30 protein-coding genes are annotated in these 25,712 nt (G+C 33.2%); 4 read left to right on the top strand and 26 right to left on the bottom strand.

Going from position 1 to position 25,712, the window contains the following annotated elements; translation table 11 throughout:
• The first annotated feature begins 1 nt into the window (after position 1).
• Positions 2-745, top strand: coding sequence for a DUF2625 domain-containing protein (locus GKZ86_RS17350; RefSeq protein ID WP_194632560.1), 744 nt, complete (start codon positions 2-4; stop codon positions 743-745).
• Between the two features lie 45 nt (positions 746-790).
• Positions 791-1,156, top strand: coding sequence for a VOC family protein (locus GKZ86_RS17345; RefSeq protein WP_154784330.1), 366 nt, complete (start codon positions 791-793; stop codon positions 1,154-1,156).
• 193 nt (positions 1,157-1,349) lie between these two features.
• Here the strand turns inward: GKZ86_RS17345 and GKZ86_RS17340 are convergent, their stop codons facing one another.
• From GKZ86_RS17340 to GKZ86_RS17255, 18 genes are all read right to left on the bottom strand, one after another.
• Complete coding sequence (locus GKZ86_RS17340) at positions 1,350-2,453, bottom strand: acyltransferase (protein ID WP_317173623.1); 1,104 nt, start codon at positions 2,451-2,453, stop codon at positions 1,350-1,352.
• A gap of 112 nt (positions 2,454-2,565) precedes the next feature.
• Positions 2,566-3,249, bottom strand: coding sequence for a 2'-5' RNA ligase family protein (locus tag GKZ86_RS17335; protein WP_154784329.1), 684 nt, complete (start codon positions 3,247-3,249; stop codon positions 2,566-2,568).
• 5 nt (positions 3,250-3,254) lie between these two features.
• Entirely contained in the window at positions 3,255-3,623 is a 369-nt protein-coding gene (locus tag GKZ86_RS17330) for an iron chaperone (RefSeq protein ID WP_154784328.1), read from the bottom strand.
• A gap of 148 nt (positions 3,624-3,771) precedes the next feature.
• Positions 3,772-4,239 carry an SRPBCC family protein gene (locus GKZ86_RS17325; protein ID WP_154784327.1) on the bottom strand — a complete coding sequence of 156 codons (468 nt, stop codon included), beginning with the start codon at positions 4,237-4,239 and terminating at the stop codon, positions 3,772-3,774.
• Positions 4,240-4,363: 124 nt separating this feature from the next.
• On the bottom strand, positions 4,364-4,945 hold the full coding sequence (locus GKZ86_RS17320) for a TIGR00730 family Rossman fold protein (protein ID WP_154784326.1): 582 nt from the start codon (positions 4,943-4,945) through the stop codon (positions 4,364-4,366).
• A gap of 103 nt (positions 4,946-5,048) precedes the next feature.
• On the bottom strand, positions 5,049-5,576 hold the full coding sequence (locus GKZ86_RS17315) for a GNAT family N-acetyltransferase (RefSeq protein ID WP_154784325.1): 528 nt from the start codon (positions 5,574-5,576) through the stop codon (positions 5,049-5,051).
• Between the two features lie 65 nt (positions 5,577-5,641).
• The gene (locus GKZ86_RS17310) at positions 5,642-6,766 is read right to left on the bottom strand and encodes a lactonase family protein (RefSeq protein WP_154784324.1); all 1,125 of its coding nucleotides are present in this window, start codon (positions 6,764-6,766) and stop codon (positions 5,642-5,644) included.
• 50 nt (positions 6,767-6,816) lie between these two features.
• Complete coding sequence (locus GKZ86_RS17305) at positions 6,817-7,347, bottom strand: GNAT family N-acetyltransferase (RefSeq protein WP_154784323.1); 531 nt, start codon at positions 7,345-7,347, stop codon at positions 6,817-6,819.
• 58 nt (positions 7,348-7,405) lie between these two features.
• A complete protein-coding gene (locus GKZ86_RS17300; protein ID WP_154784322.1) occupies positions 7,406-8,503 on the bottom strand; it encodes an MBL fold metallo-hydrolase in 1,098 nt (365 codons plus the stop codon).
• A gap of 6 nt (positions 8,504-8,509) precedes the next feature.
• Entirely contained in the window at positions 8,510-8,932 is a 423-nt protein-coding gene (locus GKZ86_RS17295) for a DUF1801 domain-containing protein (RefSeq protein ID WP_154784321.1), read from the bottom strand.
• A gap of 6 nt (positions 8,933-8,938) precedes the next feature.
• Complete coding sequence (locus tag GKZ86_RS17290; protein WP_154784320.1) at positions 8,939-9,985, bottom strand: serine hydrolase; 1,047 nt, start codon at positions 9,983-9,985, stop codon at positions 8,939-8,941.
• Between the two features lie 87 nt (positions 9,986-10,072).
• A complete protein-coding gene (locus GKZ86_RS17285) occupies positions 10,073-10,441 on the bottom strand; it encodes an ester cyclase (RefSeq protein WP_154784319.1) in 369 nt (122 codons plus the stop codon).
• Positions 10,442-10,523: 82 nt separating this feature from the next.
• Positions 10,524-10,736, bottom strand: a complete 213-nt coding sequence (locus tag GKZ86_RS17280) for an ArsR family transcriptional regulator (RefSeq protein WP_154784318.1) — start codon at positions 10,734-10,736, stop codon at positions 10,524-10,526.
• 7 nt (positions 10,737-10,743) lie between these two features.
• Complete coding sequence (locus tag GKZ86_RS17275; protein WP_154784317.1) at positions 10,744-11,658, bottom strand: AraC family transcriptional regulator; 915 nt, start codon at positions 11,656-11,658, stop codon at positions 10,744-10,746.
• Positions 11,659-11,670: 12 nt separating this feature from the next.
• Positions 11,671-12,567 (bottom strand): NAD(P)H-binding protein, encoded by an 897-nt coding sequence (locus tag GKZ86_RS17270; protein ID WP_154784316.1) that lies wholly within the window; start codon positions 12,565-12,567, stop codon positions 11,671-11,673.
• 240 nt (positions 12,568-12,807) lie between these two features.
• Positions 12,808-13,302 carry an SRPBCC domain-containing protein gene (locus GKZ86_RS17265; RefSeq protein ID WP_154784315.1) on the bottom strand — a complete coding sequence of 165 codons (495 nt, stop codon included), beginning with the start codon at positions 13,300-13,302 and terminating at the stop codon, positions 12,808-12,810.
• A gap of 37 nt (positions 13,303-13,339) precedes the next feature.
• The gene (locus tag GKZ86_RS17260) at positions 13,340-13,747 is read right to left on the bottom strand and encodes a hypothetical protein (protein WP_154784314.1); all 408 of its coding nucleotides are present in this window, start codon (positions 13,745-13,747) and stop codon (positions 13,340-13,342) included.
• A 46-nt stretch (positions 13,748-13,793) separates the two neighbouring features.
• On the bottom strand, positions 13,794-14,495 hold the full coding sequence (locus tag GKZ86_RS17255) for a CPBP family intramembrane glutamic endopeptidase (protein ID WP_154784313.1): 702 nt from the start codon (positions 14,493-14,495) through the stop codon (positions 13,794-13,796).
• A 104-nt stretch (positions 14,496-14,599) separates the two neighbouring features.
• On the opposite strand from GKZ86_RS17255, the gene GKZ86_RS17250 reads away from it, so the two are divergent.
• Positions 14,600-14,776: a hypothetical protein gene (locus GKZ86_RS17250; RefSeq protein WP_154784312.1), complete on the top strand. Its 177-nt coding sequence runs from the start codon at positions 14,600-14,602 to the stop codon at positions 14,774-14,776.
• Here GKZ86_RS17250 and GKZ86_RS17245 read toward each other — a convergent pair.
• The 8 genes from GKZ86_RS17245 to truA all read right to left on the bottom strand — a co-directional run bounded on the left by GKZ86_RS17245 (position 14,762) and on the right by truA (position 23,135).
• Positions 14,762-15,406, bottom strand: coding sequence for a suppressor of fused domain protein (locus GKZ86_RS17245; protein WP_154784311.1), 645 nt, complete (start codon positions 15,404-15,406; stop codon positions 14,762-14,764). The two genes, GKZ86_RS17250 and GKZ86_RS17245, sit on opposite strands and share 15 nt — an antisense overlap.
• A 122-nt stretch (positions 15,407-15,528) precedes the next feature.
• A complete protein-coding gene (locus GKZ86_RS17240; protein WP_154784310.1) occupies positions 15,529-16,038 on the bottom strand; it encodes a YgcG family protein in 510 nt (169 codons plus the stop codon).
• Positions 16,039-16,142: 104 nt separating this feature from the next.
• Positions 16,143-17,048 carry an arginase family protein gene (locus tag GKZ86_RS17235; protein WP_154784309.1) on the bottom strand — a complete coding sequence of 302 codons (906 nt, stop codon included), beginning with the start codon at positions 17,046-17,048 and terminating at the stop codon, positions 16,143-16,145.
• 122 nt (positions 17,049-17,170) lie between these two features.
• Positions 17,171-17,917, bottom strand: a complete 747-nt coding sequence (locus GKZ86_RS17230; RefSeq protein ID WP_154784308.1) for a DUF2314 domain-containing protein — start codon at positions 17,915-17,917, stop codon at positions 17,171-17,173.
• Between the two features lie 162 nt (positions 17,918-18,079).
• The gene (lpdA, locus tag GKZ86_RS17225; RefSeq protein ID WP_154784307.1) at positions 18,080-19,468 is read right to left on the bottom strand and encodes a dihydrolipoyl dehydrogenase; all 1,389 of its coding nucleotides are present in this window, start codon (positions 19,466-19,468) and stop codon (positions 18,080-18,082) included.
• A 365-nt stretch (positions 19,469-19,833) separates the two neighbouring features.
• Complete coding sequence (locus GKZ86_RS17220) at positions 19,834-20,418, bottom strand: NUMOD4 domain-containing protein (protein WP_154784306.1); 585 nt, start codon at positions 20,416-20,418, stop codon at positions 19,834-19,836.
• Positions 20,419-20,561: 143 nt separating this feature from the next.
• The gene (locus GKZ86_RS17215) at positions 20,562-22,316 is read right to left on the bottom strand and encodes an ABC transporter ATP-binding protein (protein WP_154784305.1); all 1,755 of its coding nucleotides are present in this window, start codon (positions 22,314-22,316) and stop codon (positions 20,562-20,564) included.
• Positions 22,317-22,400: 84 nt separating this feature from the next.
• Positions 22,401-23,135 carry a tRNA pseudouridine(38-40) synthase TruA gene (truA, locus tag GKZ86_RS17210; protein WP_154784304.1) on the bottom strand — a complete coding sequence of 245 codons (735 nt, stop codon included), beginning with the start codon at positions 23,133-23,135 and terminating at the stop codon, positions 22,401-22,403.
• A gap of 460 nt (positions 23,136-23,595) precedes the next feature.
• Between truA and GKZ86_RS17205 the strand changes: the two genes are divergently transcribed.
• Positions 23,596-25,509, top strand: a complete 1,914-nt coding sequence (locus GKZ86_RS17205) for an SPFH domain-containing protein (RefSeq protein ID WP_154784303.1) — start codon at positions 23,596-23,598, stop codon at positions 25,507-25,509.
• The last annotated feature ends 203 nt before the right edge of the window (positions 25,510-25,712 follow it).

The raw sequence follows: 25,712 nt of genomic DNA, 5'->3' as shown, positions 1-25,712 counted from the left end.
AATGATGCTCAAGTTTCCATTAATTATATTGACATTTATAACTTTTGCAGCGACTGCACAAAATAAAATGAAAAAGGCTGAAGAACTTATTGATAAAGCTGATCCTGGTTGGAAGCTTGTTGAAAATTGGATTAAAACAGCAAAAAATAAAGTTGAGATTTTACCGGTTGATCCGGCAATAGCAAAAGAAACTTTATACAAAACACAGGTTACAACTCATTCGCCAATGGGTGCAATTGTTTTTATGACGGGCGGCCTTTTAGTTGATGATGGATGGATTCGAATTTTGGGTTCCGGAAATTCAAAGTTTAATCGAACACTTCCGGATTGGAACAAAGGAAAATCGTTTAAAGAATTTGGCGAAGCACCTTCTTTTTTATTAATTGCCGATGATGCAATTGGTGGTTTTTACCTTTTAAATGGTGGTGGATTGGGAACTGATATAGGCAAGATTTATTATTTTTCTCCCGATAATCTAGAATACGAACAACTCGATGTTACGTATTCTGAATTTTTAGAATTTTGTTTCAATAACGATTTGGATAAGTTTTACGATGGTAGCAGATGGAACGGCTGGAGACAAGAAGTTTCGAAATTAAAAGGCGATGAAGTTTTTAATTTTTACCCTTTTCTTTGGACAGCCGAAGGAAATGACATTAATAAAAATTCACGCAAAGTAATTCCGGTTCAGGAACAATATAGTCTGAATTTAGATTTAAGAAAGCAGCTTGGTTTTGATAAGTAAAAATCGAGTTCTTAAATTTGAAAAATAATTTCAAAAGAAAGTAAGATGAATCACAAAATAAAATCAATCCGACCTTTTATTGGAGCTAAAGATTTCGAAATCTCCAGAAGCTTTTATCGTGATTTAGGTTTTGAAGAAATAGTTCTGGAATCTAATTTTTCTGTTTTCAAATCTGAGGAAACTGCTTTTTATCTTCAGGATTATTATGCCAAAGAATGGATTGAAAACACAATGATTTTTTTGGAAGTTGATGATGTCGATCGTTATTATAACGAACTTTTAGCATTAAATCTACCTGAAAAATACCCAACTGCAAAACTAACTCCAATTCGTAATTTAGATTGGGGAAGAGAATGTTTTCTGCATGATCCGTCAGGAATTTTGTGGCATTTCGGATCGTTTAAAAAGTAAAAAAGTTTGCCACGAATTGCACGAATTTGCACGAATTATTTTTAAAATGTAAAAACGAATTCAGGATTTTTCTTTTCTAATTTAAATTGTTGAAGTAATATTTTAAAAAATTTATTTCTGAGTATTTTAATTAGTGAAAATTAGTGCAATTCGTGGCAAAATGTTCACTAAATATTACGCAAATAGAAATCATTTAAGATCTGATATATTTTGTTCTTAACTGCATAAAAGGCTTTTCTATAATTTTATGAAGTATATAGGCAATTAATATACAGGTTAAACTACAAATTACTAATGTTAGATTGCTATTGATATCTACATTAAAATGGAGTAAAAGTTGTTGCGTAAGATGAATAACTCCTTTATGCGTTAAATAAATCCCATACGAAAGTGCTGCAATAAGTGTGGTAATTTTAGAATTCCATTTGTATAAAAAACTGGTAGGAGAGACTGAACCTAAAACGATGAAGCCGTAACCAAAAGCGACTAATGGAAACCCAAAAACTGATGCATAAAATGAGGTTTCCTCTTGGCATAAGAAATAAGCACTTGTCAATACTAATAAACCAAATGCTAAAAAGTGATTTCCAAATTGGGAAATTTTATACCAAAAATTAGGCAAAAATTGATAAATCCCTGCAATAGAAACGCCTATTAAAAGTCCGTCTAAGCGATTATACGTTGGATAATAGATAAATTTAGACCAAAAAAGCCATGAATTATCTTTATTAATATTTGGAAAGTATAAATTTTTCCAACTATAAAACCTAATGGCTAAACCAAAAAGAAATAATAGAACTAAAATCCAATACGATTTACTGAAAAGTTTAGTTGATTGTATAGAAATCAATACAATAGGTAAAAGAAAATAAAAATGTTCTTCGACACAAAGAGACCAAACGTGAGAAAATGTTCCGAAATCCTGAATATTCAATCCAAAATTTTGAGTAAAAGTTAAAAGTTTCCATAATGGCGGAAGCGCTTCTCTTTCTCTGAATATTGGTACAAGAAAATAAATTGCGGTAACAAACCAAAAGAGTGGAAGTATTCTGAAAAAACGTTTTAAAAAGAAATCTTTAAAAGAAATTTCTATTCCGTTTTTAATTTGAAAAAAGAGTTGTGAAGAAATTAAAAATCCGCTTAGAACAAAGAATAAATCAACACCAGTCCATCCAAATTTCGCGAAATTTTCTAACCATTCCGGATGTCCAAAAAATGGAATTTGATAGTGATATAAGAAAACAAAACTGATTGCAAAAGCTCTTAAATGATCTAATCCATATAATTTTTTCTGCACTTTCTGTATTTGTTTTTTAAGTTTTAAAACTCAAAGATAATTGAATTCATAGCACTTAAAATTTTGCTAATCTAACTTTTATTAACAAAGTTAAAAGATGCGGATTTTGAGATTATCTCAAATAAAAATCACATAAATCAATCGTGTTTTTATCTCTCTGATACCAATCATTATACACCAATTCGAGTTTTTCAACTGTAAATTCTCCAAAATTATAATCACGAAATTTTTCTGTAACGGCAATTAATTTCTCCGGATTTTCAAGTTTTTCCTGAAACCTCATAATGGTAGAATGTGCTGTCGAAATTTCATAACGGCTATCTATACTTTGCTCTAAAGTTGATGTTTTAAAATTCTCACGCAGTTTATTTCTTAAATTATCTAGAGATTCATCAACCGGAAAACCCTGAATCATTATGGCAGAAGGCGAAACCGTAACACCTTTAAATTCAATTTTAATATGATCTATTCCAACCAAAGATTTCTGAATGATTTCGATATAATCTTTAATCGAAATTTTATCTAAAGTAAAACCTCCATAACAGGAAATAATCGACATTACAGTAATATGAATGTCAGAATCAGGATAATAATATTGCGTGTCATCAACAGCCTTTAATTCATCTAAAACCGACTTAATATTGGCTTTTATTGTTTCGTTTGGGCGAATGAGCACCGTTATACCAAATCGGGAATCTGATGCGTCATTAATATGAGCATCTAAATTATAATTTCCGGCTAAAATAGCTTCAGAAGATTTTTTGTAAAGCTGATTATAATGTTCAGTTAAGTTCATTTAAGTTATTTCTTTTTTGGTTTTTGCAGATTTTCCTTCACTCTAAATTTAACAATTTTGGTAATTAAATCATACGGCATTGGTTTATTTAAAGGAAACTGAACAGAACCTTTTCCTGATTTGTATTGTGAAAGTTCTTCCTGAAAAGCTTCGTGACCGCTCGGCAAAGCATACAACCCAATATGATTTTTGAACGCAGCAAAATAAACAACAATTCCGTTTTGCTCAAAAGCCGGCATCGAGTAACTGATTTTTTCCTTTGCATCCGGCGCCACTTTCTGAATAGTGTCCCTGACTTTTTCTAAAATTTCCTGAACATCATTTGGGAAACCTCCAATGTATTCATCGATATTTTCGGGTTTTTTAATTTCCATGGTTTTTAGTTTCAGGTTTCAGGTTTCAGGTTTCGGATTTCAAGTTTCAAGTTTCAAGTTTCAAGTTTCAGGTTTCAAGTTTCAGGTTTCAGGTTTCAGGTTCTGTGCGGACTTGAAACCTGAAACTAAAAAAACTTGAAACTTTTTTCTATGCAATACCTTTCGGGAATCTGTCGAGAACCAGATTTAGCTGAATATTATGTTCTAAATAAGCTTTTGCTCCGGCTAAAACCAAAGTAAAACCTTCTGTTGAGTTTCGAACCTGATCTATAATTTTATCTGTATCGCCTTTTAAACCGGAATTGGTAATGCTTACAAAAGTTTCATTTTCATTTAATGGTGTAAAAACCCATTCGACCAAAGTCGTTTCATCAGGATCTCCCCATTCAATCACGATCTTTTTATTTTTCTGTAAAACATGCGTTAAAACAGAAAGCGAAAAACCATACATTTCCCACGTCCATTCTGTTTTTTGATCTTGTTCGAGTTTTCCGGAACCTTTTGTGAACCAAAATTTGCTGGTAATTTCCGGATCAATAAAAGCCTGAAAAACTTCTGAAACAGGTTTTCTAATCAGCATTTCGGCTTTTGCGAATTTGTTGTTTTCTGTTTTCATACTTCTTTTGAATTATAAATTATGAGTTATAAATTATAAGTTAGTGAAATGTAAATATAAGGCTAAATGTCTAATTTTGAAAGCTTAACGGATTGTCAAAAACGCATAACTCACAATTCACAATTCAGGACTTATTTTTGTCAACCCATTTTCCAACAGTTGGCGCAACATAATTTTTCATTTGTTCTAATAAATCTTCAACGTTATCGCTTACCAAAAGCATTTTCTGATTGACTTCTTTTAGTAAACCTTTTTCGACCATAACTTTTGTTAATTCAATTAATGAATCATAAAAGCCATCGATATTTAAAATAGCGATTGGTTTTTTGTGCAAACCTAATTGTCCCCAGGTCAGCATTTCAAAAAGCTCTTCGAGAGTTCCAAAACCACCCGGAAGCGCAATAACGCCATCGCATAAATCATTCATTTTGGTTTTTCTTTCATGCATACTTTCCACCAAAATTAATTCGGTTAAACCTAAATGCGCAATTTCTTTTGATCGTAAAAAGTTCGGAAGTACACCAATTACTTTTCCGCCTTCATTTAAAACGCCATCGGCTACAGCGCCCATCAAACCTACGTTTGCGCCGCCATAAACCAATTCTATATTTTGTTTTGCTAAAGTTTGTCCCAGCAAAGTTGCTTGTTCTTTATAAATTTCTTCAGTACCAAAACTTGATCCGCAGAAAACTGTAATTCTTTTCATTTTATTAAGAGTTGTGAATTATTAGTTATGAATTATGAATTATAAGTTGAATGCAAACGTTAGCTACGTCCTTAACTCATAACTTATAATTCATAACTCTAAACTATAATTTTTTAAGTTCATATTCAAAGTGAAGTACATCAAGACCGTTGATGTTAAAAATAACTTCATTTACTTTTTCTGCGCCAAGTTTTAATACTGCTTTTTGTGAGCGATAATTATCATGGGCTACATGAAAAAGTACTGAATTTACATGTTCAAAAGCGTAATTAATCATTAAGTCTTTAACCGATTTATTATACGGTCCGCCCCAGAATTTTCTGGAAATAAAAGTATATCCAATTCCTACGCTTGATTTTTCAGCATCATAACCATAGAATCGCGATGTGCCCATAACTTCATTGGTCTGTTTGTCTAAAATTAGAAAAGCACCTTTTGATTCTATCGCGGCTTCAAAAAAAGGCTTGAAAAGTTCTAATTTATATCGGTCTTTTATAGGATATTGTTCCCAAATTAGAGGATCTGAACCCGCTTTATAAAGTTCATCAAAATGATTTTCCTGTAGCGGAATTAATTTTGTAATATCGTTTTCTAATATTTCGGGTTGTAAATTGAATTCTGGGTTATTCATTTTTTTTAGTTTTTTAGTTTTTTTTGCTTCATTACAGTCAACGCAAAAATCTGCGTGAAACAAAATCATATCCTCTTAACCTGCACACAAGAAACATTCTCCATTTTAATTTCTTTACCTACTTTTTTAAGCAATCCAGTTTTAAGATTTCTCTTAAAAACCACTACATTTCCTGAAATAACATTGGTTGCGATTAAGAACTTTCCACTTTCGTCGATGGCAAAAATTCTAGGATGTTTTCCTAAAGTCGATTGATAACCAATGTTTTTCAAAAGACCATTTTCGTCAATTGTAAAAATGGCAATGTTATTTTCTTTTCCACGGTTTGTGGCGTAGAGAAATTTTCCGTCTGGCGAAATATGAATATCAGAACTTTCAAAACCTTCTGTAATTGAATCAGGATGTGTATTGATGCGTTGAATTTTGGTTAAAACTCCGTTTCCATATTGATACACACTTATTGCTCCGGCCATTTCTTCAATACAATATCCAAATTTTTGATTGGGATGAAAAGTAAAATGTCTTGGTCCGGCTTGTAAATCTGTTTTGGTAAAAGGATTTTTTGTCTCGATTAAAGGTTGTTTCTGATTTTCATCAAATTGATAACTACGTATTTTATCAGCGCCTAAATCGGGCAGGAATAAAAAATCATTTTGAGGCGAAAATACTGCAGAATGAACGTGCGAACGGGTTTGTCTTTCTTTATGAACACTTCCGTCTGTATATTGAAAATTCTGTGCAATAGAATCGATTCTTCCGTTTTCTAAAAGTGGATGAACTGAAACGCTTCCTTCTGTATAATTGGCGTTTACAAGCCATTTTCCACTTTTGTGAACCGAAACATAAACCGGATTTTCTCCGCCGCTTCCTTGTTTGTTTAAAAAAGTCAGGGATTTATTTTCCGGATTAAATTCAAAACTGCTTACACTTCCTGCATTTGGTGTTTTGGTATCGGTACAAGCGTAAAGAAATTTTCCGTTTGACGATAAAGTCAAATACGACGGATTTATTATATTTTTTACTGAAGTTACTTTGCTTAGTTTTCCGTTTAAGGTATCTAACTGATAAACCAAAATAGATTCTGCCTCTTTATCACGATTATAACTTCCCAAAAAGACATAGGTATTTTGAGAAAATATGGAAGAAGTTATCAGAAATGCAATTGCAAAAAGATTTGTTTTTAGTTTCAAAGTTTAATTTTTAGTTTCAGGTTTCAGGTTTTTTTAGTTTCAGATTTTTGTTACGACGTAAATTGGAATCTAAATCCAAATACGGGCAATTCGCCTTGCATGAAATCTAAATCTTCAGATCTTTTAAAACCTAAATTTTCATACATTTTCCAGGCTGTTTGCATTGCTAATGTCGAATGAATTATAAGTTGTTTTCGTTTATTGAATGTTGCTTTTTTAATGCATTCTTCAGTCAAAATTTTACCAATTCCTTTTCCGCGTTCCTTAAGATCAACGCCTAATAATCGAAATCCTGCAGAATTTTGCTGTTGCGTTGCAATTCCGCCAGAGCCATAATACTGCATATCATTAAAATATACCACGGCGCCAAGAATATTGTCGTTATTGTCTGTAGCAACCAAAAGCTCTGTTTCAGGAAAATTGGTAAAATCGCCAATATTCGCCAGCATTTTATAATAATTAGGCTGCTCATTTTCTTTCGGAAATCCTTCTAATTGCGAATAAACGCTGATTAATAGCTTTCCGATTTCCTCAAATTCTGAAGGATTGGCGTTTCTAATTATATAGTTTGAAGTATTCATTTTTTTCAGTTTTCAGTCACAGTTTTCAATCTAAAATCTAAAATCTAAAATCAACAATCTATTGAACTCCTTTCCACCATTGTTGAAATTCCTGATTTTCATTTTTTAATTCTACTAATTCACCAATTTTTGGTGTAATTAACGGAATCGGATTTTGTGAATTGGCATTCAATTCGGTTACTTTTATTAAAGGTTCATCCCAGGCATGAAGCGCTAATGCAAATTTTGAAGAATGCACCGGAAATACTCTTTTTGTATTCAAATCTTTCATTGCTTTTATCACATCTTCTGGCAAATTATGAATGTATTTCCAGGCCGGATTATATTGTCCGTTATCGATAAGTGCAATATCAAACGGACCAAATTTATCTCCAATTTCCTTAAAGTGAGAATCGTAACCGCTGTCGCCGCCCAAATACATTTTAAAATCTTTGGTTTCTAAAACAAACGAAGTCCAAAGCGTATTGCAACGATTTATACTTCTGCCCGAAAAATGTCTTGACGGAGTTGTATAAAGCATTAAATTTTGATCTAATTCTATTTTTTCATGCCAGTCTTTTTCGATAATATTTTCAACAGGAAACTTCCAAAATTCAAAATGCGAACCCACACCAAGTGCTGTGATTACTTTTTTAATTTTTGGTTTTAATTGCATGATCGTTTTATAATCTAAATGGTCATAATGATCGTGTGTAATCAATAAATAATCAATTTCAGGAATATCGTCAACAGTATAAATATCAGTTCCTTGAAACGCTTTTGTTGTGCCGTAAATAGGAGAGGCGTTTCCGCTGAAAACGGGATCAATTAAGAATCGTTTTCCCTCAAGCTGAATATAATAAGACGAATGTCCAAACCAAACCAGAATATCCTGATCTAACGGAATTTCATGCAAATTGGTTTTTACTGACGGAATAATATCTGTTGGAATTTTTCGGTCTACTTTCTTAAAAAAGAATTCCTTTAAAATATCAAAATAGCCATAACCTTCTGCAAGTTCAGGCGTAAAACTGTTATTTTCGAATTTTCCATTTTTATAGTGAGGCGAATTTTTTATCAAAGCTAGTCTTTCGCCAGAAGGCCTTTTACCGAATCTTGGATGCAATAAAAAATACATGGCAACGGCAAGTAAAATAATCAGGATTGTAATGATCATAATGGATTAATTTGAGGGATATAATTTTTGTAATTCTTTTACCGAAGCTGAAATCATTGTTTTAAGGATTTCAACATCAATATCTGTTATTTTTTTAACGTAAATACAGGCTTTTGCAGCTTTATGTTTTCCAAAATTTGAGAGTAATTCTTCCTTGTTTTCAAAAGAAGTATAAAGGTAAAGCGAAATAGCATCTTTTCTTGGAGAAAATGCGGCAAGTGGCGCGTCGCCTTCATGTCCGCTGGCATATTTGTAATGATAACTTCCAAAACCAATAATGTTTGGTCCCCACATTTTAGGTTCAAAACCGGTTTGTTTCTGCATTATTTTTACAAGTTCAAACGCATCGTTTCGTTTTGTCTCGTCTTCAACGGTGTTTATAAAATCAGTAACACTGCTTTCTGTTTCTTTAGTTTTATTTTCAGCCATGACTTTTTATTTTTGATGTAATAAATCACTTTTCAATAAAATATTTTTGATTTTAAATTCAGAAGCGTAAAACAAATCTGAACTTTCACTCATCTGGTTTTCCAAAACGATAAGGCTCACATCACTTTTAGGGAAATACAAATTTATAGAAGAAAATCCATCGCCAAGCCCGGTATGGCCAATATATTTTACAGGTTCTTTTTCGATAATTCGAATGCTGTAACCGTAACCTTCTTTTTCTTTTCCAAAGAAATTATGTTGTGATGACGCGGTAGGTTTTATGATTAATTGATATGATTCAGGTTTTAGAATTTTTCCTTTATGAAGATTATTATTCCAAATTGCCAAATCGTTTGCCGTCGAAATAATTCCATCAGCACCCAGGTTTTCAGGAGTTATTAATGTTTTTTTAACAGGTTCATATATGTTTTTGTCATTGATGTATCCAGTGGTCAGATTTTGAATTTTGTCTTGATTATAAGCAAAAGTATTCTTCATTTGAAGTTTTTTGAAAAGTGCATTCGCCACTTCACTGTAAGTTTTATTCGAAGTATGTTCAACAATTTGTCCCAGAAGACTATAACTTATATTTCCGTAATGAAAATTAGTTCCGGGTTTAAATTCCAGAGGTTTATTGATGTCCACAATTCCGTGTGTATGATTTAAAAGTTGATGAACCGTAACAGAATCTGCCCAGGTTTGGGTAAGTTCAGGAAGGTATTTTTTGATTGGATCCTGTAAATTAATTTTTCCTTTTTCGACTTCTAATAAAATAAAAACGGCAGCAATTAGCTTGCTGTTCGACATGATCTCAAATTGACTATTTAATTGTAAAGGTTTTTTGGTTTCAAAATTGGTAAAACCATGTGCTTTGGTATATAACGTTTTTCCGTTTTGCGAAATCAGGATTACGCCATTAAATTTGGGTTCAGCAATTTTTATTAAGCTGTCAATTTTAGCCGAATAATCGTCTTTTTTTTGAGCAAACGAATTGCAGTTAGAAAATAAAAAAATAAGAGATAAAAAAGAAGAAAATCTAAAAATTGAGTTCATTAAATTAATTTGGTTTTATAAGGTTTCAGGTTTAAAGTTTCAGGTTTAGAATTGATATAAAAAATATGCATAATCTGTATGCAAAAATTAAAACATTCCGTTTTCATTTTTAGATTCAGGACACAAAGGTTGTCCTAAATCCCAAAGCTCGATTATTTTATCTGATTCAAATTTAAGAATATGAACTACGGCAAAACCTAAATCAGCGGGAGTTTGTTTGAGGTGTGAATGCACGGCAACTAAATCGCCATCTTCTAAGATATGATGAATGTTGAACGTTTTATTGGGGTTTGTTCTTGAAGATTCTTCCATGGCTAACATCAAAGTCTCTGCATCGCCTTTAAAATAGGCATTATGATGTTTGAAATTTTGACCAACATAAAGCCGAAACGCTTCGTGCGAATGCCCGTTGGCAGCGAGTTTTAAAAATTCCTGGGCGATATATTTCTTAGTCATGACTTCAAATTTAAAAGCTAACTAAGTTATGAAATTTACCAGTATACTTTGACGTTAAATTGGGGAAGAAATAAAAAAATATCTACAATTTTTCTGATTTTATCTCACTGATATCTACACCTAATTTTTCAAATTCTTTTTGTCCTAAATCTGTAATATAAAAGTCCTTGTCAGCTGGTTTGTTTTTGGCAATCCAACCTTTCTCTGCAAACGATTTTGCAAGCAATTGTCCCAGTTTTCCGCCAATATGTTCGTAGCACATTTTTGCGGGTTTTGTTTTGATTGATTTTTCCATTGTTTTCTCAATTAAAAGACTGTCTAAATTCTAATGGGGAAACATTTGTCTTGGTTTTAAATAATTTGCTAAAAGATTGGTGATGTTCAAAACCCAATTCAAATGCAATTTCGCTAATTGATAAATTGGTTGTAGAAAGTTTTTCTTTCGCTTTATCAATCAATTTATCGTGTATATGTTGCTGCGTACTTTGACCTGTAAGCGATTTTAGTATTCCGCTTAAATAATTTGGAGAAACATTTAGGTTTTCGGCAATATACTGCACTGTTGGCAAACCTTTTTTAGACAAAGATTCACTGCTGAAATACGTTTCAAGTAAGATTTCTAAACGTTCCAGAATTTTATGATTGCTTATTTTTCGGGTAATAAACTGTCGGTTGTAAAAACGTTCTGCATAAGTTAGCAGTAATTCGATTTGGGCAATAATCACATCCTGACTGAATTTATCAATATTTGATTGGTATTCCTGCCGAATGTTTTGCATTATCCCAATGAGTAATTTTTCTTCTTTTGCAGAAAGATGCAGCGCCTCATAAACCGAATATCCAAAATATTCATATTGCTTTATTTTTTTTGCAAGCGGTGTATTCCATAAAAAATCAGGATGAATCAATAATGACCATCCTGTATGTTGCAGTTCTGCATTTCCTTCAATAGAAAAAACCTGACCTGGCGAAATAAACATCAAAACACCTTCGTTAAAGTCGTATTCCTGCTGACCGTATCGCATTTTGGCATTTGGACTTCGTTTCAACGCAATCGAATAAAAATCAAGCATAAGGCTTTTCGGTTCATCTTCGTTTAGCCGTTTAAGATCTTCAAAATTATAAACGGCCACTAACGGATGTTCCGGTTTAGGCAAATCCCGAAACTCGTGAAATTCGCTTATACTTTTTATTCGATATGGTTGATGATTTGCCATAGTCTAAGGTACTTAATTCTGGTTATAAATTGAGGCAAATTCTTTAGCATATTCTGCCAGTTTTGTTTTTCCCATTTCAGATGGTCTGTTTTGGTAGTAATGTTCTCCCAATAAACTGTTGTAAAGTCCGGCGTACATTTCGACCAAACCATTGGCAATTTTTGGCTGAATACCAACTTTTACCAAACCAGCTAAAACTTCTTCATCGCTTATTAAAACCCATTTTAAATCCGGTTTTCCAATCGCGTTGCCTAAAATACGCGCCGTTTCATGACCTGTAAGTTCTTCGCTTGCTACATAACGAACTTTTCTGCCGTCAAGCGGAGTTAGTAGCTCATCTGCAATAGCCTGTGCAATATCATTTGGTGAAACCCACGGAATTATTTCATCGGCTCCATAATTACCGGCAATTATTCCTTGATTTTTTATGGTTGGTATATAAGCCAGTAAATTATAATAAAATGAAGTTGGACGCATAAACGTAATCGAAACATTTTGAAGTTTGTTTAAAACGGCTTCAATTTCGTTATAACGCTGAATAATACCGGAGTTTTGTTCTAAATGTGCTCCAATACTGCTTAGAAAAACCACGCGTTTTACGCCTGAATTTTGGATAGCTTTGGCATAACTATTTCCAATGTTACGGGTAAAAGCATCCAAGTCAAGATTTGGATCAAAATAATTCGCGCGCGGAATCATGCAATAAACAGCATCTGCACCTGTAAATGTATTGGTTAAAAATGCAACATCTTCTACAGATCCAATTGCTGCTTTTGCGCCTAACGCTTCAATTTCGGTTTGTTTTTCGACATTGCTGCTAATAACAGTAATTTCGTGTCCTTTTTGCACTAACTCGGTTGCCAGTGGTTTGCTAATGTTCCCTAAAGAACCTGTAATTATAATTTTCATCGTTTCTAATTTTTGATGTTACAAAGTTGCGCAACAACAAACAAACAGATGTAGCCAAATCTATTATTGTCTTAGTCTAATATTGGATTTTAGATTTTAGATTGTGAAATAAACACTTCAATGTGTCATTTCGACGAAAGGAGAAATCACATCAAGTGTTTCGTAAAGTGCGTCTATGCGCATGTGATTTCTCCTTTCGTCAAAATTAGACAAAATGATTATAAAGTAAACCTGTCAAGTTTATTTAGCAAAAATTTTGTCTAAACCTTCCATTGCAATTGTAAAACCTTCTTTAAAGCCCATTTCTAAAATTTTCTCCACATCAGAAATATTTTCATGTTTAATTGCAATGTCGACAAACGTTGAACCATTTTGCTCGCTAAAACTAACATCCCAATCAGAACGCGGAAAATCAGTGTTTAAATTGCCTTCTTTATCGCAAAAAGCATCCAGATATTTAAAGTTTGTTTTTGGTGTTATAGATTTAAAATCGGCTAAAGCCCAATGTTCTTCACCTTCAGGACCAATCATGGCGTACAATCTTCGTCCGCCTTCGGTAAAATCCATTTTTTTGGTTCTAGATTTCCACGGAGCGGGAGCCCACCATTGATCTAATATTTCAGGTTCTGTCCATGCTGACCAAACATTAGAAATTGATTCATTAAATTCTCGTTTTACATTTACTGTACTGGTTTCCTTGTTTACAGAAAAATCCATTAAAAGATTTGATTTCATTTTCTTTAGATTTTAGGTTACTATTTTTTACAGAGATTTATTCAATATGAAAAATAATCACATTATTAAATTTTTCGATTTGCTCAATTACGAATAAGCTGTCGTTGAAATAATCCATATCAAAATCATCATCTCCCCATATTTCAAAACGTTTTTTAGAGGCTTTTAGTTTTTCTTTATTTGTGGTATTTTCATTCCAATCTAATTTATATTCTGCAGCGAATTCCCGGGCTTCATCATTAATATGTTCTTCTTCAGAAAAAAACACATATAAACTGTAATCATTATTAAAAAGAATATCTATTTGATTGTTTTCGAATGTAATCGTTGGTTTTTCATTTTCAGATTTTGCATAAAAATCTTCTAAATTATTTTTTAGAGCGTGAATATCTGCATTCGAAGAATCTTCTATAAATGCTAAATAAGAATAAAATGTTTTTGCCATTTTTAGTAGGTGTTTGGGTTTAAATTTAAATTGAATTCTCAAAATTTCACTTTAAATATTCACTATTTAAAGTTTTTGTTTTCTTTGATTTTGTTAAATATAAATAAGTAAATAGGGGCAATGCAATAATTGGTAAAATAAAGAACACTAGAGAGATTATACCATCTAATTTTTTTTCATTATTAAGAAGAAGCTGTGTTCCTAAAGGTCCTCTTGAAAAAACGACGATATTAATTAAGTTCCAGCCCAAATGAAGTCCGATTGGTAAATACAAAGATTTTGTTTTGGCATAAGCATATGCGAAAGCTACTCCCCAAAGTCCTGTCATAATGAACACAAATAGCATTTGTACGGGATTTCCAAGTGCTCCGTATGAGAACCAATGATAAATTCCAAAAGCTGTTCCGGAAATAATACAGGCTTTATTAATTCCTAATTTTTTAATTAAGATATAAAGTAAAGCTCCTCTAAAAATAAATTCTTCAAATAAAACGGAAACTAAAACCCACCACGCACCTTTGAAAAAATGGATTGTTGTAAAATTTTTATTGATTTCAAAACTATGATTGGTTAAAATGGCTATGGTTTTAAAATATAAAAGACAAAAAATGGCAATTGTAAAAAAGCCAAAAAGAAAATCATAGATTCGATTTTTAGTGGGATAAAAACCTAAAACGGATAAATCTGTTTTATATAAAAACCATAATAATAACCAGGAAATAGCAAGTTCTACAAGTAATCCAATCATTATTTTTAATTTGTTGATTTAAAATTTTAATTTGATTGTCAATGTTTTATAAGGCTAATATACTGTTTTTTTATAATGAATTTCTTAATTATATTTCGGTTGTTATGAAAACTGAGTGTGCGTTAGGGATGGAAGCGGCATCCTTTTATGGCAGTCCCGAGGCTTCGGGAGCCATAAAAGATATAGCGGACAGCCCGGCCGGAGGAAACGCCAAAAAAAAATCCGACCTGTTTTCACAAATCGGATTTTATATGATTTTAGGTTTATTATTTTCTCGTTAAATCAGTAATTAATAGAGGATTGTTTTCTCTTAATTTAGCGACTAATTCTTCAACCGTTTCAGGTTTTTCTTTTAGTGCTTCATATTCTGCATCTGTAATTCCAACGATTTGTAAAAATGAAACTTCACCGTGAGGTGTTTGTATTTTTTCTATTTCAGGATCGGCAACAAATAATAAGGCTGTGATTTCTGTTTCTGTATCTAATCGAATCGGGCCATTTGCGGGCATATAGTGATATTCTTCGAACCAATTACCGCTGTCGAATACATATCTGGCTATGTTTTGCAGTAATGCAATTACCCACGAAGGATTTCCGTTATCAGCATCAAAAGGTTTTAATCTAAAAGTAAGTTCGAATCCCCATTTGCTAAATTCGCTGTCTAGCTTTTCTTCGTTATAATATAGTTCTGAAAATCCGTAGGTTACAAAGTGAAAATGGTCTGTTTGTTCTTTACTTTCATAAATACTTACGCCATCAAGCGGACTGTCTCCACCCAGCATATAACTTATCGCTGGAGCAAAATGTTTGGGTTCCTGATTGGGATAAAGACGCTCAAATTCTTTATCGATTGATAACCATCCTACAGCATCATCTTCTGAAAATTCTTTTTTGTATTCGTCTAATGTCATGTTTATGTATTTTTAGGATTAAAACAGAATACAATATATTGATTTTTTGGTACTAATCACAAAAAAATAAAGCGATACAAAATGACACAACCTGGTGATTATGCAAAAAAAAGAAATAAAACTTATTGCAGTTTTTTTATTAATTGAGCACAGGCATCTTCCAGACCTTTGTAATAATCTCCTTTTTTGAATTCAGGAACTGCGTAAGTGGCTATAATTTCTTTTGTCTGATCATCGTTCAGTTTATAGCTAATTAGCTGGACGCCCAAAACCTGAACTTGTCTCAATTCTTTGCTTAATACAATTAAAATGGTAGGATCCAGTTTTAAGTCATTGGCTAGATAGTTATCTAAATTTTGTGTGTATTCCTGAAAGTCTTTATAAGGTTTTGTCGAAGAGATGGTTACAATAATGATATTATAAAATGCTTTTTTATAAAACGCTTTTAGGGTTGTCTCTAAAGTTGTATTTTGATTTGGAGTTAAGATTTTTTCGAAGTCATTTACATTGTCAAATGACTTTGGAAAAGCATTTTGTATTTCTGGACTTGAAGTTGCAACTTTTTTTGTTTGGGCAAAAAATAAGTTTGCTGAAAATAGGGTGACTGTAATAATGAAGAATATCTTTTTCATTGTAGTGGTATTGTAGATTTGGAACCGCAAAATTACCATTTTAATATCGTAATTCATCCCGTAATTTTACACTAAAATGTTAAGAATATGTATCTCTTTGTAAATCAGATATTGTTTTGTGCAGCGTTAAAAGTACTGCTGATATTTTCTACAAAATCTTTTGTGTACTGTCCTGTAGCATCCAAATCTGGATCTAAAATAGTAATTTCAAGTCCGCTTAATTTTTTGCTTTGAAATAAAAGAGAAGTCAGTTCATTAAATTCATCATAAGTAAGTCCATCCGGCGTTCGGCTGTCTACACAAGGCATTACAGAATCGTTTAAAACATCTACATCGATATGAAGCCAAAAACCATCCAGATTTTTGTTCTCTACTTCTGATAAAAAAGATTGAATGCAATTTGAAATTCCTTGTTTTCGTAACGCATCAAGACTAAGATAAGTTGCAGTAGAATTTCTGATTTCATTTTCGTATTCGTCATCATATTCTCGGTTGCCCACGCACCAAAGATTTTCTTCTTTTATATATGGAGCAAGATTCAGAATATTGGTTAGTTTTTGATGTCCGTTTCCCGTCACTATTGATGCTGCCATTCCGCCAACGCCTCCGGTTTGAGATAAAGAAACATCCATAAAATCAGTATGGCCGTCGAGATAAAATAATCCGTAATTGCCTTTTTGTTTTAAAGCAATTGCAGGCCCTAAAAGAATGCTGCAATCGCCGCCAAGTATAAAAGGGAATTTATTCTGAGAAAGTAAATTGTTTATTAAATAAGCTTGTTCTCTCGCATACGTTACTAACGAATTTGCATTGAGAATATTGGTTTGAGTATCTCTAACATTGCTATATTTTGGAGCATCGAGCCTTATAACATTTTCAGTATTAAGTTTTTTGTGCAAATTATGTTTCCATAACCAATCAGGTAAGCGTTTTACGCCAGGTTCTTTTCCGGGTTGGGGTTCTTTTAAACCCAGATTTGATGGAAATTCGACAATGCACAGTTCTTTCATGAAATTTTATTTGACTATAAAGTTATTAAAATATGCTTTTGAATAAACTGAAATAACAAAAGAAGGTAATCTCTAAATAAAAAATCCGACTTGCTTCCGCAAATCGGATTTAAGAATAATTATTAAAATAAAGGAATCAAATGCTCCCAATTAAGTTGTTTTGCATAAGCTAATGGTGTTTTGCCATGAATGTTTTTCGCATTGATATCGGCTCCGGCTTCTATTAAAACCTGAACAGAAGTACTATTTCCGGCAATGGCTTCCCGGTGCAAAAGGGTATAACCCAAATCATCTTTATGTGTAATTTCATTTGGATTATTTTTTATAAAATCAACCAAACTAACCTTCATGTTTTTACTCATTGGATGTTCGATAAGATTTTCCGGCTTTTCCTTTTGCTCAAAAGCAACCAGAATATCATCATAATCGCCAAAATTCATTCCCCAGGCTTCGTCATGTTCTTCTCTTTCGGTTTCGCTCATTTCTGATCGCATAGCTTGTATGGTAAAACCGCCATATGTTTTTCCTCGACTTGCAAAAAGCCAGTCACTAATTTGATTAATCGGAATTTCTACTTCATCACCATTGCTTACATTAGTTAATTCATCTGGATCATTTACCAAAACTCCATATATATTTTCTCCATCAAAATTAATGTCGTTGATCCACATATGTTCGACAATGGTTTCATTATCTATTTCTTGTGTAAAGGCCAATTTTACGCAGGCAACATCAAGTCCCGGAACAATACGGCGATATTCCCAAGATAATTCTCTCCAGAAATATTTAAATGTTTCCTGTGCTTTTTCAAAGGCTTCAATCATTTTTGGATTTTCTCCATCGGCAAAGAATATTGGTGTTTCTTCCATGTATTTATTTTTGATTATAATTTAACTGTCCTTATATTTTAATTACAAGATAAAATAATTAGCATAAATGTTTTTGAATTTTAACAATAAAAAATCCGACTTGTTTTCACAAATCGGATTTCTTAAATTGAAAATTATATATAACCGTAAGACGGTTTTGTATTACAAGTGAATTACTTCGCCGTAAGCATCAGCTACAGCTTCCATAACAGCCTCACTCATTGTTGGGTGAGGGTGAATAGATTTAAGGATTTCATGACCTGTAGTTTCTAGTTTACGAGCAACAACTGCTTCAGCAATCATATCTGTAACACCAGCACCAATCATGTGACATCCTAACCATTCTCCGTATTTAGCATCAAAGATTACTTTTACGAATCCGTCAGCAGCACCGGCAGCTTTTGCTTTTCCTGAAGCTGAGAATGGGAATTTACCAATTTTTAATTCGTATCCTTTTTCTTTAGCCTGTTTTTCAGTTAAACCTACAGAAGCAATTTCTGGAGTTGCATAAGTACAACCAGGAACGTTTCCGTAATCGATTGGGTCTACGTGTAAACCAGCAATTTTCTCTACACAGTTAATTCCTTCAGCAGATGCTACGTGAGCCAAAGCTTGTCCTGGAGTAACGTCTCCAATTGCATAATATCCGGGAATGTTAGTTGCGTTGTAAGCGTTTACTAAGATTTTATCTCTGTCAACAGCGATTCCAACTTCTTCTAAACCAATGTTTTCGATGTTTGTTTTAATTCCAACTGCAGAAAGAACGATGTCAGCTTCAAGAATTTCTTCTCCTTTTGCTGTTTTTACAGTTGCTTTAACTCCAGTTCCTGTAGTATCAACTTTCTCAACAGAAGCGCTAGTCATGATTTTTACACCTGCTTTTTTCATAGAACGCTCCATTTGTTTCGAAATGTCTTCGTCTTCAACAGGTACAATGTTTGGCATAAATTCTACAATAGTAACATCAGTTCCCATTGAGTTGTAGAAATGTGCAAATTCAACTCCAATTGCTCCAGAACCTACAATAATCATAGATTTTGGTTGTGTTGGTAATGTCATTGCTTGTCTGTAACCAATTACTTTTACACCATCTTGTGGCAAGTTTGGTAACTCACGAGAGCGAGCTCCAGTTGCAATAATAATATGATCAGCGCTATATTCAGTAACTTTGTTGTCTTTATCAGTAACGTCAAGTTTTTTACCTGGTTTTAGTTTTCCAAAACCTTCAATAACGTCAATTTTGTTTTTTTTCATTAAGAACTGAACTCCTTTGCTCATTCCGTCAGCAACATTACGGCTACGTTGAACTACTGCAGGGAAATCTTTGTCGAATTCAGAAACTTTTAATCCGTAATCAGAAGCGTGTTTTAAGTAATCAAAAACCTGAGCTGATTTTAATAATGCTTTTGTTGGGATACATCCCCAGTTTAAACATACACCACCTAAGTTTTCTTTTTCAACTACAGCTACTTTAAAGCCTAATTGTGAAGCTCTAATAGCTGTTACATATCCGCCAGGACCACTTCCTAAAACAATAACGTCGTATTTCATTTTTTTGGTTTTTAGTATTAAATACCGAAAATGAAGTTTATAATTCCGAAACTCATTTTCCGATTTTTCTTTTGTTATTTGTGATTGCGAATTTAAGGATTTATTTTAAAAAATGGTAAGTTGTAAAAAAGTAAAAAGGTAAAAAGGCAAAATGTGAATTGTTAATTATAAATTATGAATTATAAATTATCTTTTTTCCTCTAAATTAATACTTTCATAAACAAAGCGAAGTCGAAGACCTTTCGTGTTGAAAAGCTCTTCGACTTCGCTCAGAGTAACAAAATAATTGTTGATTGTTAATGGTGAATTATTAATTCGCATTATTAGCAATTAGTTATTAACCATTAATAATTAACAATTCATAGTTACACCTTAACATGTCCCCAGTTTTCTCCGCTGGCAATTCTTCTAATTTGCATTTCGCTTACGCCAAATTGTTTGGCGATCATTTTTAGACGTGTTTTTTGTTCCGGTCTGGCTAATATTTTCTTTATTAACATGACTTTTGTAGTAGTCAATTTTCGACCATCAGCTTTTAAGTTGTGTTCGATCAGGTTCTTTTTCGCCTGAATTACGCGCGGACTTTTACGACTGTGCGCCATCATTTCGGCTTTTGTAGCCCATTGTAAATTACTTACATCATCATTGCTTCGGTTATAATCCAGGTGCAAAACATAAGTCTGTTCTTCTGATTGTTTAGGGATAAAATATTCTGCAACTAACTTGTATAAGAAAAGATATTTATTGACAATTTTATCGTCTTTTTTAACTTTAAACCTGAAGGTTGGATACCCATCGCTCAGTCCTCCTTTTAAGATTCGTCCGTTTTCTATTTCTTCAGAAAAACTAATTAATCGACCTCTGTTTGAAATGGCATATCTAAGTTGTAATGATGCGTTTATTTCTATTTCTTTGAATTCCTCATTAGGATAAAATCTATTTTGTGGCATGCTCTTTTACATTTGATTTATATATTCTCAAATATAAAAAATTCAAAAAATAGATTTGTTACATAATTCCTTGATAATATAAGTTTTATGATTCCTATAACGCTAATTTAACTTTTTTAAGAACTTTTTTAGCATTTGAAAATTTAGTTGGCCACAGAAAACTGCGAATCGTAGAGGTTTTTATAGTAACCATCGGTTTTGTTTAGCAATTCCTGATGTGTACCTTGTTCAACAATCAAACCTTTATCCATAACTACAATTTTGTCTGCATTTACAATTGTTGCTAAACGGTGTGCAATAATAATAGAAGTTCTTCCTTTTGTAATTGTTTCTGTCGCACGCTGAATTAATTCTTCAGAATAAGTATCTATAGACGAAGTTGCTTCATCTAAAATTAAAATACTCGGATTACTTACATAAGAACGTAAAAACGCAATTAACTGGCGTTGTCCTGACGAAAGCATAACGCCACGTTCTTTTACATCAAAATCATAATTATCAGGCAGGCTCATAATAAAATCATGCACGCCAATTTTTTTGGCAGCGTTTAAAACCTGTTCGCGTGTAATTTCGGGATTGTGTAAAGTAATATTGTTGTAAATCGTATCTGCAAACAAAAAAACATCCTGCAATACAACTGCAATTTGTTTTCTTAAAGAAGCCAAAGTATAATCTTCGATATTTTGACCGTCTATAAAAATGGTTCCGCTGTTAATTTCGTAAAAGCGATTCAGTAAATTAATAATGGTCGATTTTCCGGCTCCGGTCGAACCAACAATCGCAATTGTTTGTCCCGAAGCTACAGATAAATCAATTCCTTTTATCACTTCTTCTTCCGGAATATAACTAAAACGCACGGCTGCAAATTCAATACGTCCGTCAAAAATAGGAGCTTCCAGAGTTCCCGTATCCTGAATATGATCCTGAGTGTCGATAATATCAAAAACACGATTGGCAGCAATCATTCCTAATTGCATCTCATTAAATTTATCCGCAATCTGACGAAGAGGATTAAATAACATTCCTATAAACATTGTATAAGAGAACAAATCTCCGAAAGTCGTGAAATGATCTCCGTTCAAAATTTTGAATCCACCATAAACTACAACCAATCCTAAAGTAATCGAAGAAATAATATCTGCAATTGGAAAAAATATCGAGTTGTATAAAATCGTTTTAATCCATGCAACGCGGTGTTTGTCATTGATTTCTTTAAAGTTTTCAGCCTCAATTTTCTCACGGTTAAAAAGCTGAACGATTTTCATTCCCGTAACACGTTCCTGAACAAAAGAGTTCATATTAGCAATCTGCGTTCGAACTTCTTCAAAAGCAACCTGCATTTTGCGTTGGAAAATTCGGGTAATAAAAACCAAAATAGGCATTGCCACAACCACAATCCAGGTCAGTTTCCAGTTCATGTAAAACATAAAAATCAGAACGACAAACATTTTCATAAGATCGCTGATAATCATAAACAAACCCTGACTGAAAATACGGGCAATCGATTCAATATCAGAAACAGATCTGGTAACCAATTGTCCAACCGGAACCAAATCGAAGTACTTCATTCTAAAACTCAAAATATGCTTGAAAAGTTTGGTACGAATGTCTTTTACAATATCCTGTCCCAGCCAGTTTGCCCAATAAACAAAGTAAAACTGAGAAAAGACTTCGCATAAAAGCACAGCTCCCATCAACATGATATACATCAATAAACCACTCTTATCGTGAGTCTTGATATAGCCGTCGACCGTTTCTTTTAATAAATAGGGACGAAGTGCTGCAAAAATCGATAACGAAACAGCAAAAAGAATAACGCCGTAATAGCGCCATTTATAAGGTTTGGTATACGTTAAAATTCGTTTAAATAATCCGGTGTCGAATGCTTTTGCTTTCATTTATTTTTTATATGCTTTAAGCTTTAGGCTTTAGGCAACAGGATTAACACTTAATGCTTAAAGCCTATTGCTTATAGCTTACAGCTATAAATACTCGTAATTAATTTTGGTTAAATATAAACCATGTGCCGGAACCGAAAACCCGGCTTTTTCTCTGCTTTTACTGGCGATAATATTTTCAAAATCGACAAGTGAAATTCTATGCAAACCAATATTTATTAAAGTCCCCACAATCGAACGAACCATGTTTCTCAAAAAACGATTTGCCGAAATAGTAAAAACTAATTTGTTATTTTCATTTTTCCAATACGCCTCAAAAATCGTGCAATCAAATGTATTTACATCTGTATTTACTTTCGAAAAACATTGAAAATCGGTATGGTTCAATAAGATTTTTGCGGCTTCATTCATCAAAGCTACATCTAATTTTTGATTAAAATACCAACTCAATTCCTCCAAAAACGGATTTTTAACAGTATTGATATGGTATTCATAAGTCCTTTTGGTGGCATCAAATCTGCAATGAGCGTCATCGTGAACCAATATGATATCAAAAATTGCAATGTCTTTTGGTAAATACGAATTCAGCTTATGTAGTAAATTCGGAACATCTATCGGAGCTTCAAAATCAAAATGTCCATACATTTCCTGCGCATGAACTCCGGTATCAGTTCTTCCTGCGCCCATTATATTTATAGGTGCATTTAATAAAACCGAAAATGCTTTGTTTAAAGTTTCCTGAACTGAAGATGCGTTGGGCTGAAACTGCCAACCATGATAATGTGTTCCGTTATAAGCAAATTGAATAAAATATCTCAAGGTGAAGGTTCAAAGGTTCTGAGTGGCAAAGGTACAAAGGATTTTTTGAAGTTGCTAAGGTTCTGAGAGGCTAAGTTTCTGAGATTTTTTACGTGCTGATATTGTAGAAGCACACAGTAATGCGTCTTACGCGAGATATAAAAAATATATAAAATAAACATTGCAACATGTATCTACGAAAATCTTTCCAACTGTGTTCCTCTTATCTTAAATCTAAATAAAGAAACTTAGAAACTTAGCTTCTCAGAACCTCAGAACCTTCTCAAAAAACTGTTAAAACCAAAAATACCAATCATAGTTTGTTTAGTAAAAAATCGTGTCAGAAATTGACAATTCCAACGATTTAATCAAAGGTTTTTTTTAACATTTTTTAGATAAAATTGGCAAAAGTTAATTTTTAAAATATTTGATTTTAATAGGAAATATTTCTCCTATGTTTGCAACCTAAATATCAAAAACCATGAATGAAATTACTTCTTACTGGTGGATTTTACTAATCGTATTTTCTATCTTATTTTACAAATTTATTTTACGTGTTTTCTTCGGAATGGTTATGGTTCCTGAGGATAAAATTGGTTTAGTAACCAAAAAATTCGTTTTGTTTGGAGCAGACAGGTCGCTGCCTGATGGCCGTATTATTGCGACAAAAGGTGAGGCGGGTTATCAGGCACAAACGCTTGCTCCGGGTTTGTACTGGGCGATGTGGATTTGGCAATATTCTATTGATATGACAAGTTTTACTATTGTACCCGAAGGCAAAATTGGACTTGTTTTAAGTAAGGACGGAAAAGAAATTCCGACGGGACGAATTCTAGCCCGAAAAGTAACCAGCGATAACTTTCAGGATGCTCAGTCTTTCCTGGATAATGGCGGACAAAAAGGACGTCAAACGGCTTTTATTACGACAGGTTCGTATCGTATCAATACGTTTCTTTTTGAAATCGTAATTGTAGAACAAATCAAGATTTTCGAAAACATGATTGGTATCGTGACGGCTCTTGACGGTGAACCTATACCGATTGGTCAGATTGCAGGTAAATATGTAGATGGACACAACAATTTTCAGGATTGTGACGAATTCCTGAATCTTGGCGGAAACAGAGGTTTACAACCACAGGTAATTTTGGCTGGTTCTTATTATATCAATACTTGGGCAATTCAAATTGAGCAAAATCCAATGACAGATGTGCCAATTGGTTACGTAGGAGTTGTGATTTCATATATCGGTGAAGACGGATTGGATATGACTGGTGAACATTTTAAACACGGAAATATTGTGTCAAAAGGACAACGTGGTGTTTGGATGGAACCGCTGGGTCCAGGAAAATATGCCCTGAATAAATACACCACGAAACTCGAAGCCGTACCAACAACAAATTTGGTGCTGAACTGGGCAGATGCAAGAAGTGAAGCACACAACCTTGACCATAATTTATCAACGATTACGGTTCGTTCTCAAGATGGTTTCCCGTTTAATCTTGATGTGTCACAAATTATTCACGTTCCGGCAAATGAAGCGCCAAAAGTTATTGCCCGTTTTGGAAGTATGACCAATCTGGTTTCTCAGGTTTTAGAGCCTACTATTGGTAACTATTTTAGAAACTCGGCTCAGGAAAGTGATGTGATTTCGTTTTTAAGTACAAGAAAAGAACGTCAGGAATCTGCTAAAAATCACATTAAAGTAGTTCTGGATGAATATAATGTGAATGCTGTTGATACGTTAATTGGAGATATAGTTCCGCCAGATTCATTGATGAAAACATTAACGGACAGAAAACTAGCAGAAGAAGAGCAAAAGACCTATCAAACCCAAAAAATGGCGCAGGAACAACGTCAGGGAATGGAAAAAGAAACGGCTATTGCTGATATGCAAAAAGAGATCGTTCGTGCATCGCAAAGTGTTGAAATCGCACAACGTACCGCAGACGCAACCGTAAAAAAAGCAGAAGGGGATGCAACAAGTTTAAAACTGAATGTAAACGCTGAAGCTGAAGCTACGAAAATGCGCGCCAATGCCGAAGCTGAAGCAACAAAAGCAAGAGCAGGAGCACAGGCAGAAGCAACAAAATTAAACGCAAGCGCTGAAGCAGAAAGAATCTCTAAAACAGGTTTAGCAGAAGCTGAGAAAATTATGGCAATTGGTAAATCGACTGCAGAATCGTATCAACTTCAGGTAAGTGCGATGGGCGGAGATAACTTTACGAGATATAAAGTAACCGAGGAAATTGGTAAAGGAAATATCAAAGTAATCCCAGATGTTTTAATTTCAGGAAACGGTGGTTCTGACGGTTCTATCAGTGGTTTGTTAGGATTAAAACTAATGGAAATGATGGATACGAAAGATTCTAAAGACGTTAAAAATCCAAAGAAATAATAACTGTTCAGGTATTTAAATATCCTAACAGGTCTTGAAGACCTGTTAGGTATAATTTAAATGGTTTAGAATAAATAATAAAATACCTAACAGGTTTTAAAAACCTGTTAGGATACAAACCCGATTTGCGTAAGCGAATTGGGTTTTGTATTAAAAAACCTTAGCCACTTAGTATCTCAGAACCTTAATATCTTTTAAGAAAA

The sequence above is a fragment of the Flavobacterium sp. LC2016-13 genome (assembly GCF_009707955.1).
Taxonomy (GTDB): domain Bacteria; phylum Bacteroidota; class Bacteroidia; order Flavobacteriales; family Flavobacteriaceae; genus Flavobacterium.
Note: the sequence above shows the minus strand (reverse complement) of the source record. Positions and strands in the feature narration are given on the sequence as shown.

Bases quoted from the DNA above. Each gene is read 5' to 3' on its own strand.
- GKZ86_RS17235 (WP_154784309.1), bottom strand. From the start codon at position 17,048: ATGAAAGAACTGTGCATTGTCGAATTTCCATCAAATCTGGGTTTAAAA.
- GKZ86_RS17315 (WP_154784325.1), bottom strand. From the start codon at position 5,576: ATGAATAACCCAGAATTCAATTTACAACCCGAAATATTAGAAAACGAT.
- GKZ86_RS17325 (WP_154784327.1), bottom strand. From the start codon at position 4,239: ATGAAAACAGAAAACAACAAATTCGCAAAAGCCGAAATGCTGATTAGA.
- GKZ86_RS17275 (WP_154784317.1), bottom strand. From the start codon at position 11,658: ATGGCAAATCATCAACCATATCGAATAAAAAGTATAAGCGAATTTCAC.
- GKZ86_RS17290 (WP_154784320.1), bottom strand. From the start codon at position 9,985: ATGAACTCAATTTTTAGATTTTCTTCTTTTTTATCTCTTATTTTTTTA.
- GKZ86_RS17300 (WP_154784322.1), bottom strand. From the start codon at position 8,503: ATGATCATTACAATCCTGATTATTTTACTTGCCGTTGCCATGTATTTT.
- GKZ86_RS17260 (WP_154784314.1), bottom strand. From the start codon at position 13,747: ATGGCAAAAACATTTTATTCTTATTTAGCATTTATAGAAGATTCTTCG.
- GKZ86_RS17215 (WP_154784305.1), bottom strand. From the start codon at position 22,316: ATGAAAGCAAAAGCATTCGACACCGGATTATTTAAACGAATTTTAACG.
- GKZ86_RS17285 (WP_154784319.1), bottom strand. From the start codon at position 10,441: ATGACTAAGAAATATATCGCCCAGGAATTTTTAAAACTCGCTGCCAAC.
- GKZ86_RS17330 (WP_154784328.1), bottom strand. From the start codon at position 3,623: ATGGAAATTAAAAAACCCGAAAATATCGATGAATACATTGGAGGTTTC.
- GKZ86_RS17280 (WP_154784318.1), bottom strand. From the start codon at position 10,736: ATGGAAAAATCAATCAAAACAAAACCCGCAAAAATGTGCTACGAACAT.
- GKZ86_RS17245 (WP_154784311.1), bottom strand. From the start codon at position 15,406: ATGACATTAGACGAATACAAAAAAGAATTTTCAGAAGATGATGCTGTA.
- GKZ86_RS17350 (WP_194632560.1), top strand. From the start codon at position 2: ATGATGCTCAAGTTTCCATTAATTATATTGACATTTATAACTTTTGCA.
- GKZ86_RS17345 (WP_154784330.1), top strand. From the start codon at position 791: ATGAATCACAAAATAAAATCAATCCGACCTTTTATTGGAGCTAAAGAT.
- lpdA (WP_154784307.1), bottom strand. From the start codon at position 19,468: ATGAAATACGACGTTATTGTTTTAGGAAGTGGTCCTGGCGGATATGTA.
- GKZ86_RS17205 (WP_154784303.1), top strand. From the start codon at position 23,596: ATGAATGAAATTACTTCTTACTGGTGGATTTTACTAATCGTATTTTCT.
- GKZ86_RS17230 (WP_154784308.1), bottom strand. From the start codon at position 17,917: ATGGAAGAAACACCAATATTCTTTGCCGATGGAGAAAATCCAAAAATG.
- GKZ86_RS17320 (WP_154784326.1), bottom strand. From the start codon at position 4,945: ATGAAAAGAATTACAGTTTTCTGCGGATCAAGTTTTGGTACTGAAGAA.
- GKZ86_RS17335 (WP_154784329.1), bottom strand. From the start codon at position 3,249: ATGAACTTAACTGAACATTATAATCAGCTTTACAAAAAATCTTCTGAA.
- GKZ86_RS17295 (WP_154784321.1), bottom strand. From the start codon at position 8,932: ATGGCTGAAAATAAAACTAAAGAAACAGAAAGCAGTGTTACTGATTTT.
- GKZ86_RS17305 (WP_154784323.1), bottom strand. From the start codon at position 7,347: ATGAATACTTCAAACTATATAATTAGAAACGCCAATCCTTCAGAATTT.
- GKZ86_RS17255 (WP_154784313.1), bottom strand. From the start codon at position 14,495: ATGATTGGATTACTTGTAGAACTTGCTATTTCCTGGTTATTATTATGG.
- GKZ86_RS17240 (WP_154784310.1), bottom strand. From the start codon at position 16,038: ATGAAAAAGATATTCTTCATTATTACAGTCACCCTATTTTCAGCAAAC.
- GKZ86_RS17250 (WP_154784312.1), top strand. From the start codon at position 14,600: ATGAAAACTGAGTGTGCGTTAGGGATGGAAGCGGCATCCTTTTATGGC.
- GKZ86_RS17220 (WP_154784306.1), bottom strand. From the start codon at position 20,418: ATGCCACAAAATAGATTTTATCCTAATGAGGAATTCAAAGAAATAGAA.
- GKZ86_RS17270 (WP_154784316.1), bottom strand. From the start codon at position 12,567: ATGAAAATTATAATTACAGGTTCTTTAGGGAACATTAGCAAACCACTG.
- GKZ86_RS17265 (WP_154784315.1), bottom strand. From the start codon at position 13,302: ATGAAATCAAATCTTTTAATGGATTTTTCTGTAAACAAGGAAACCAGT.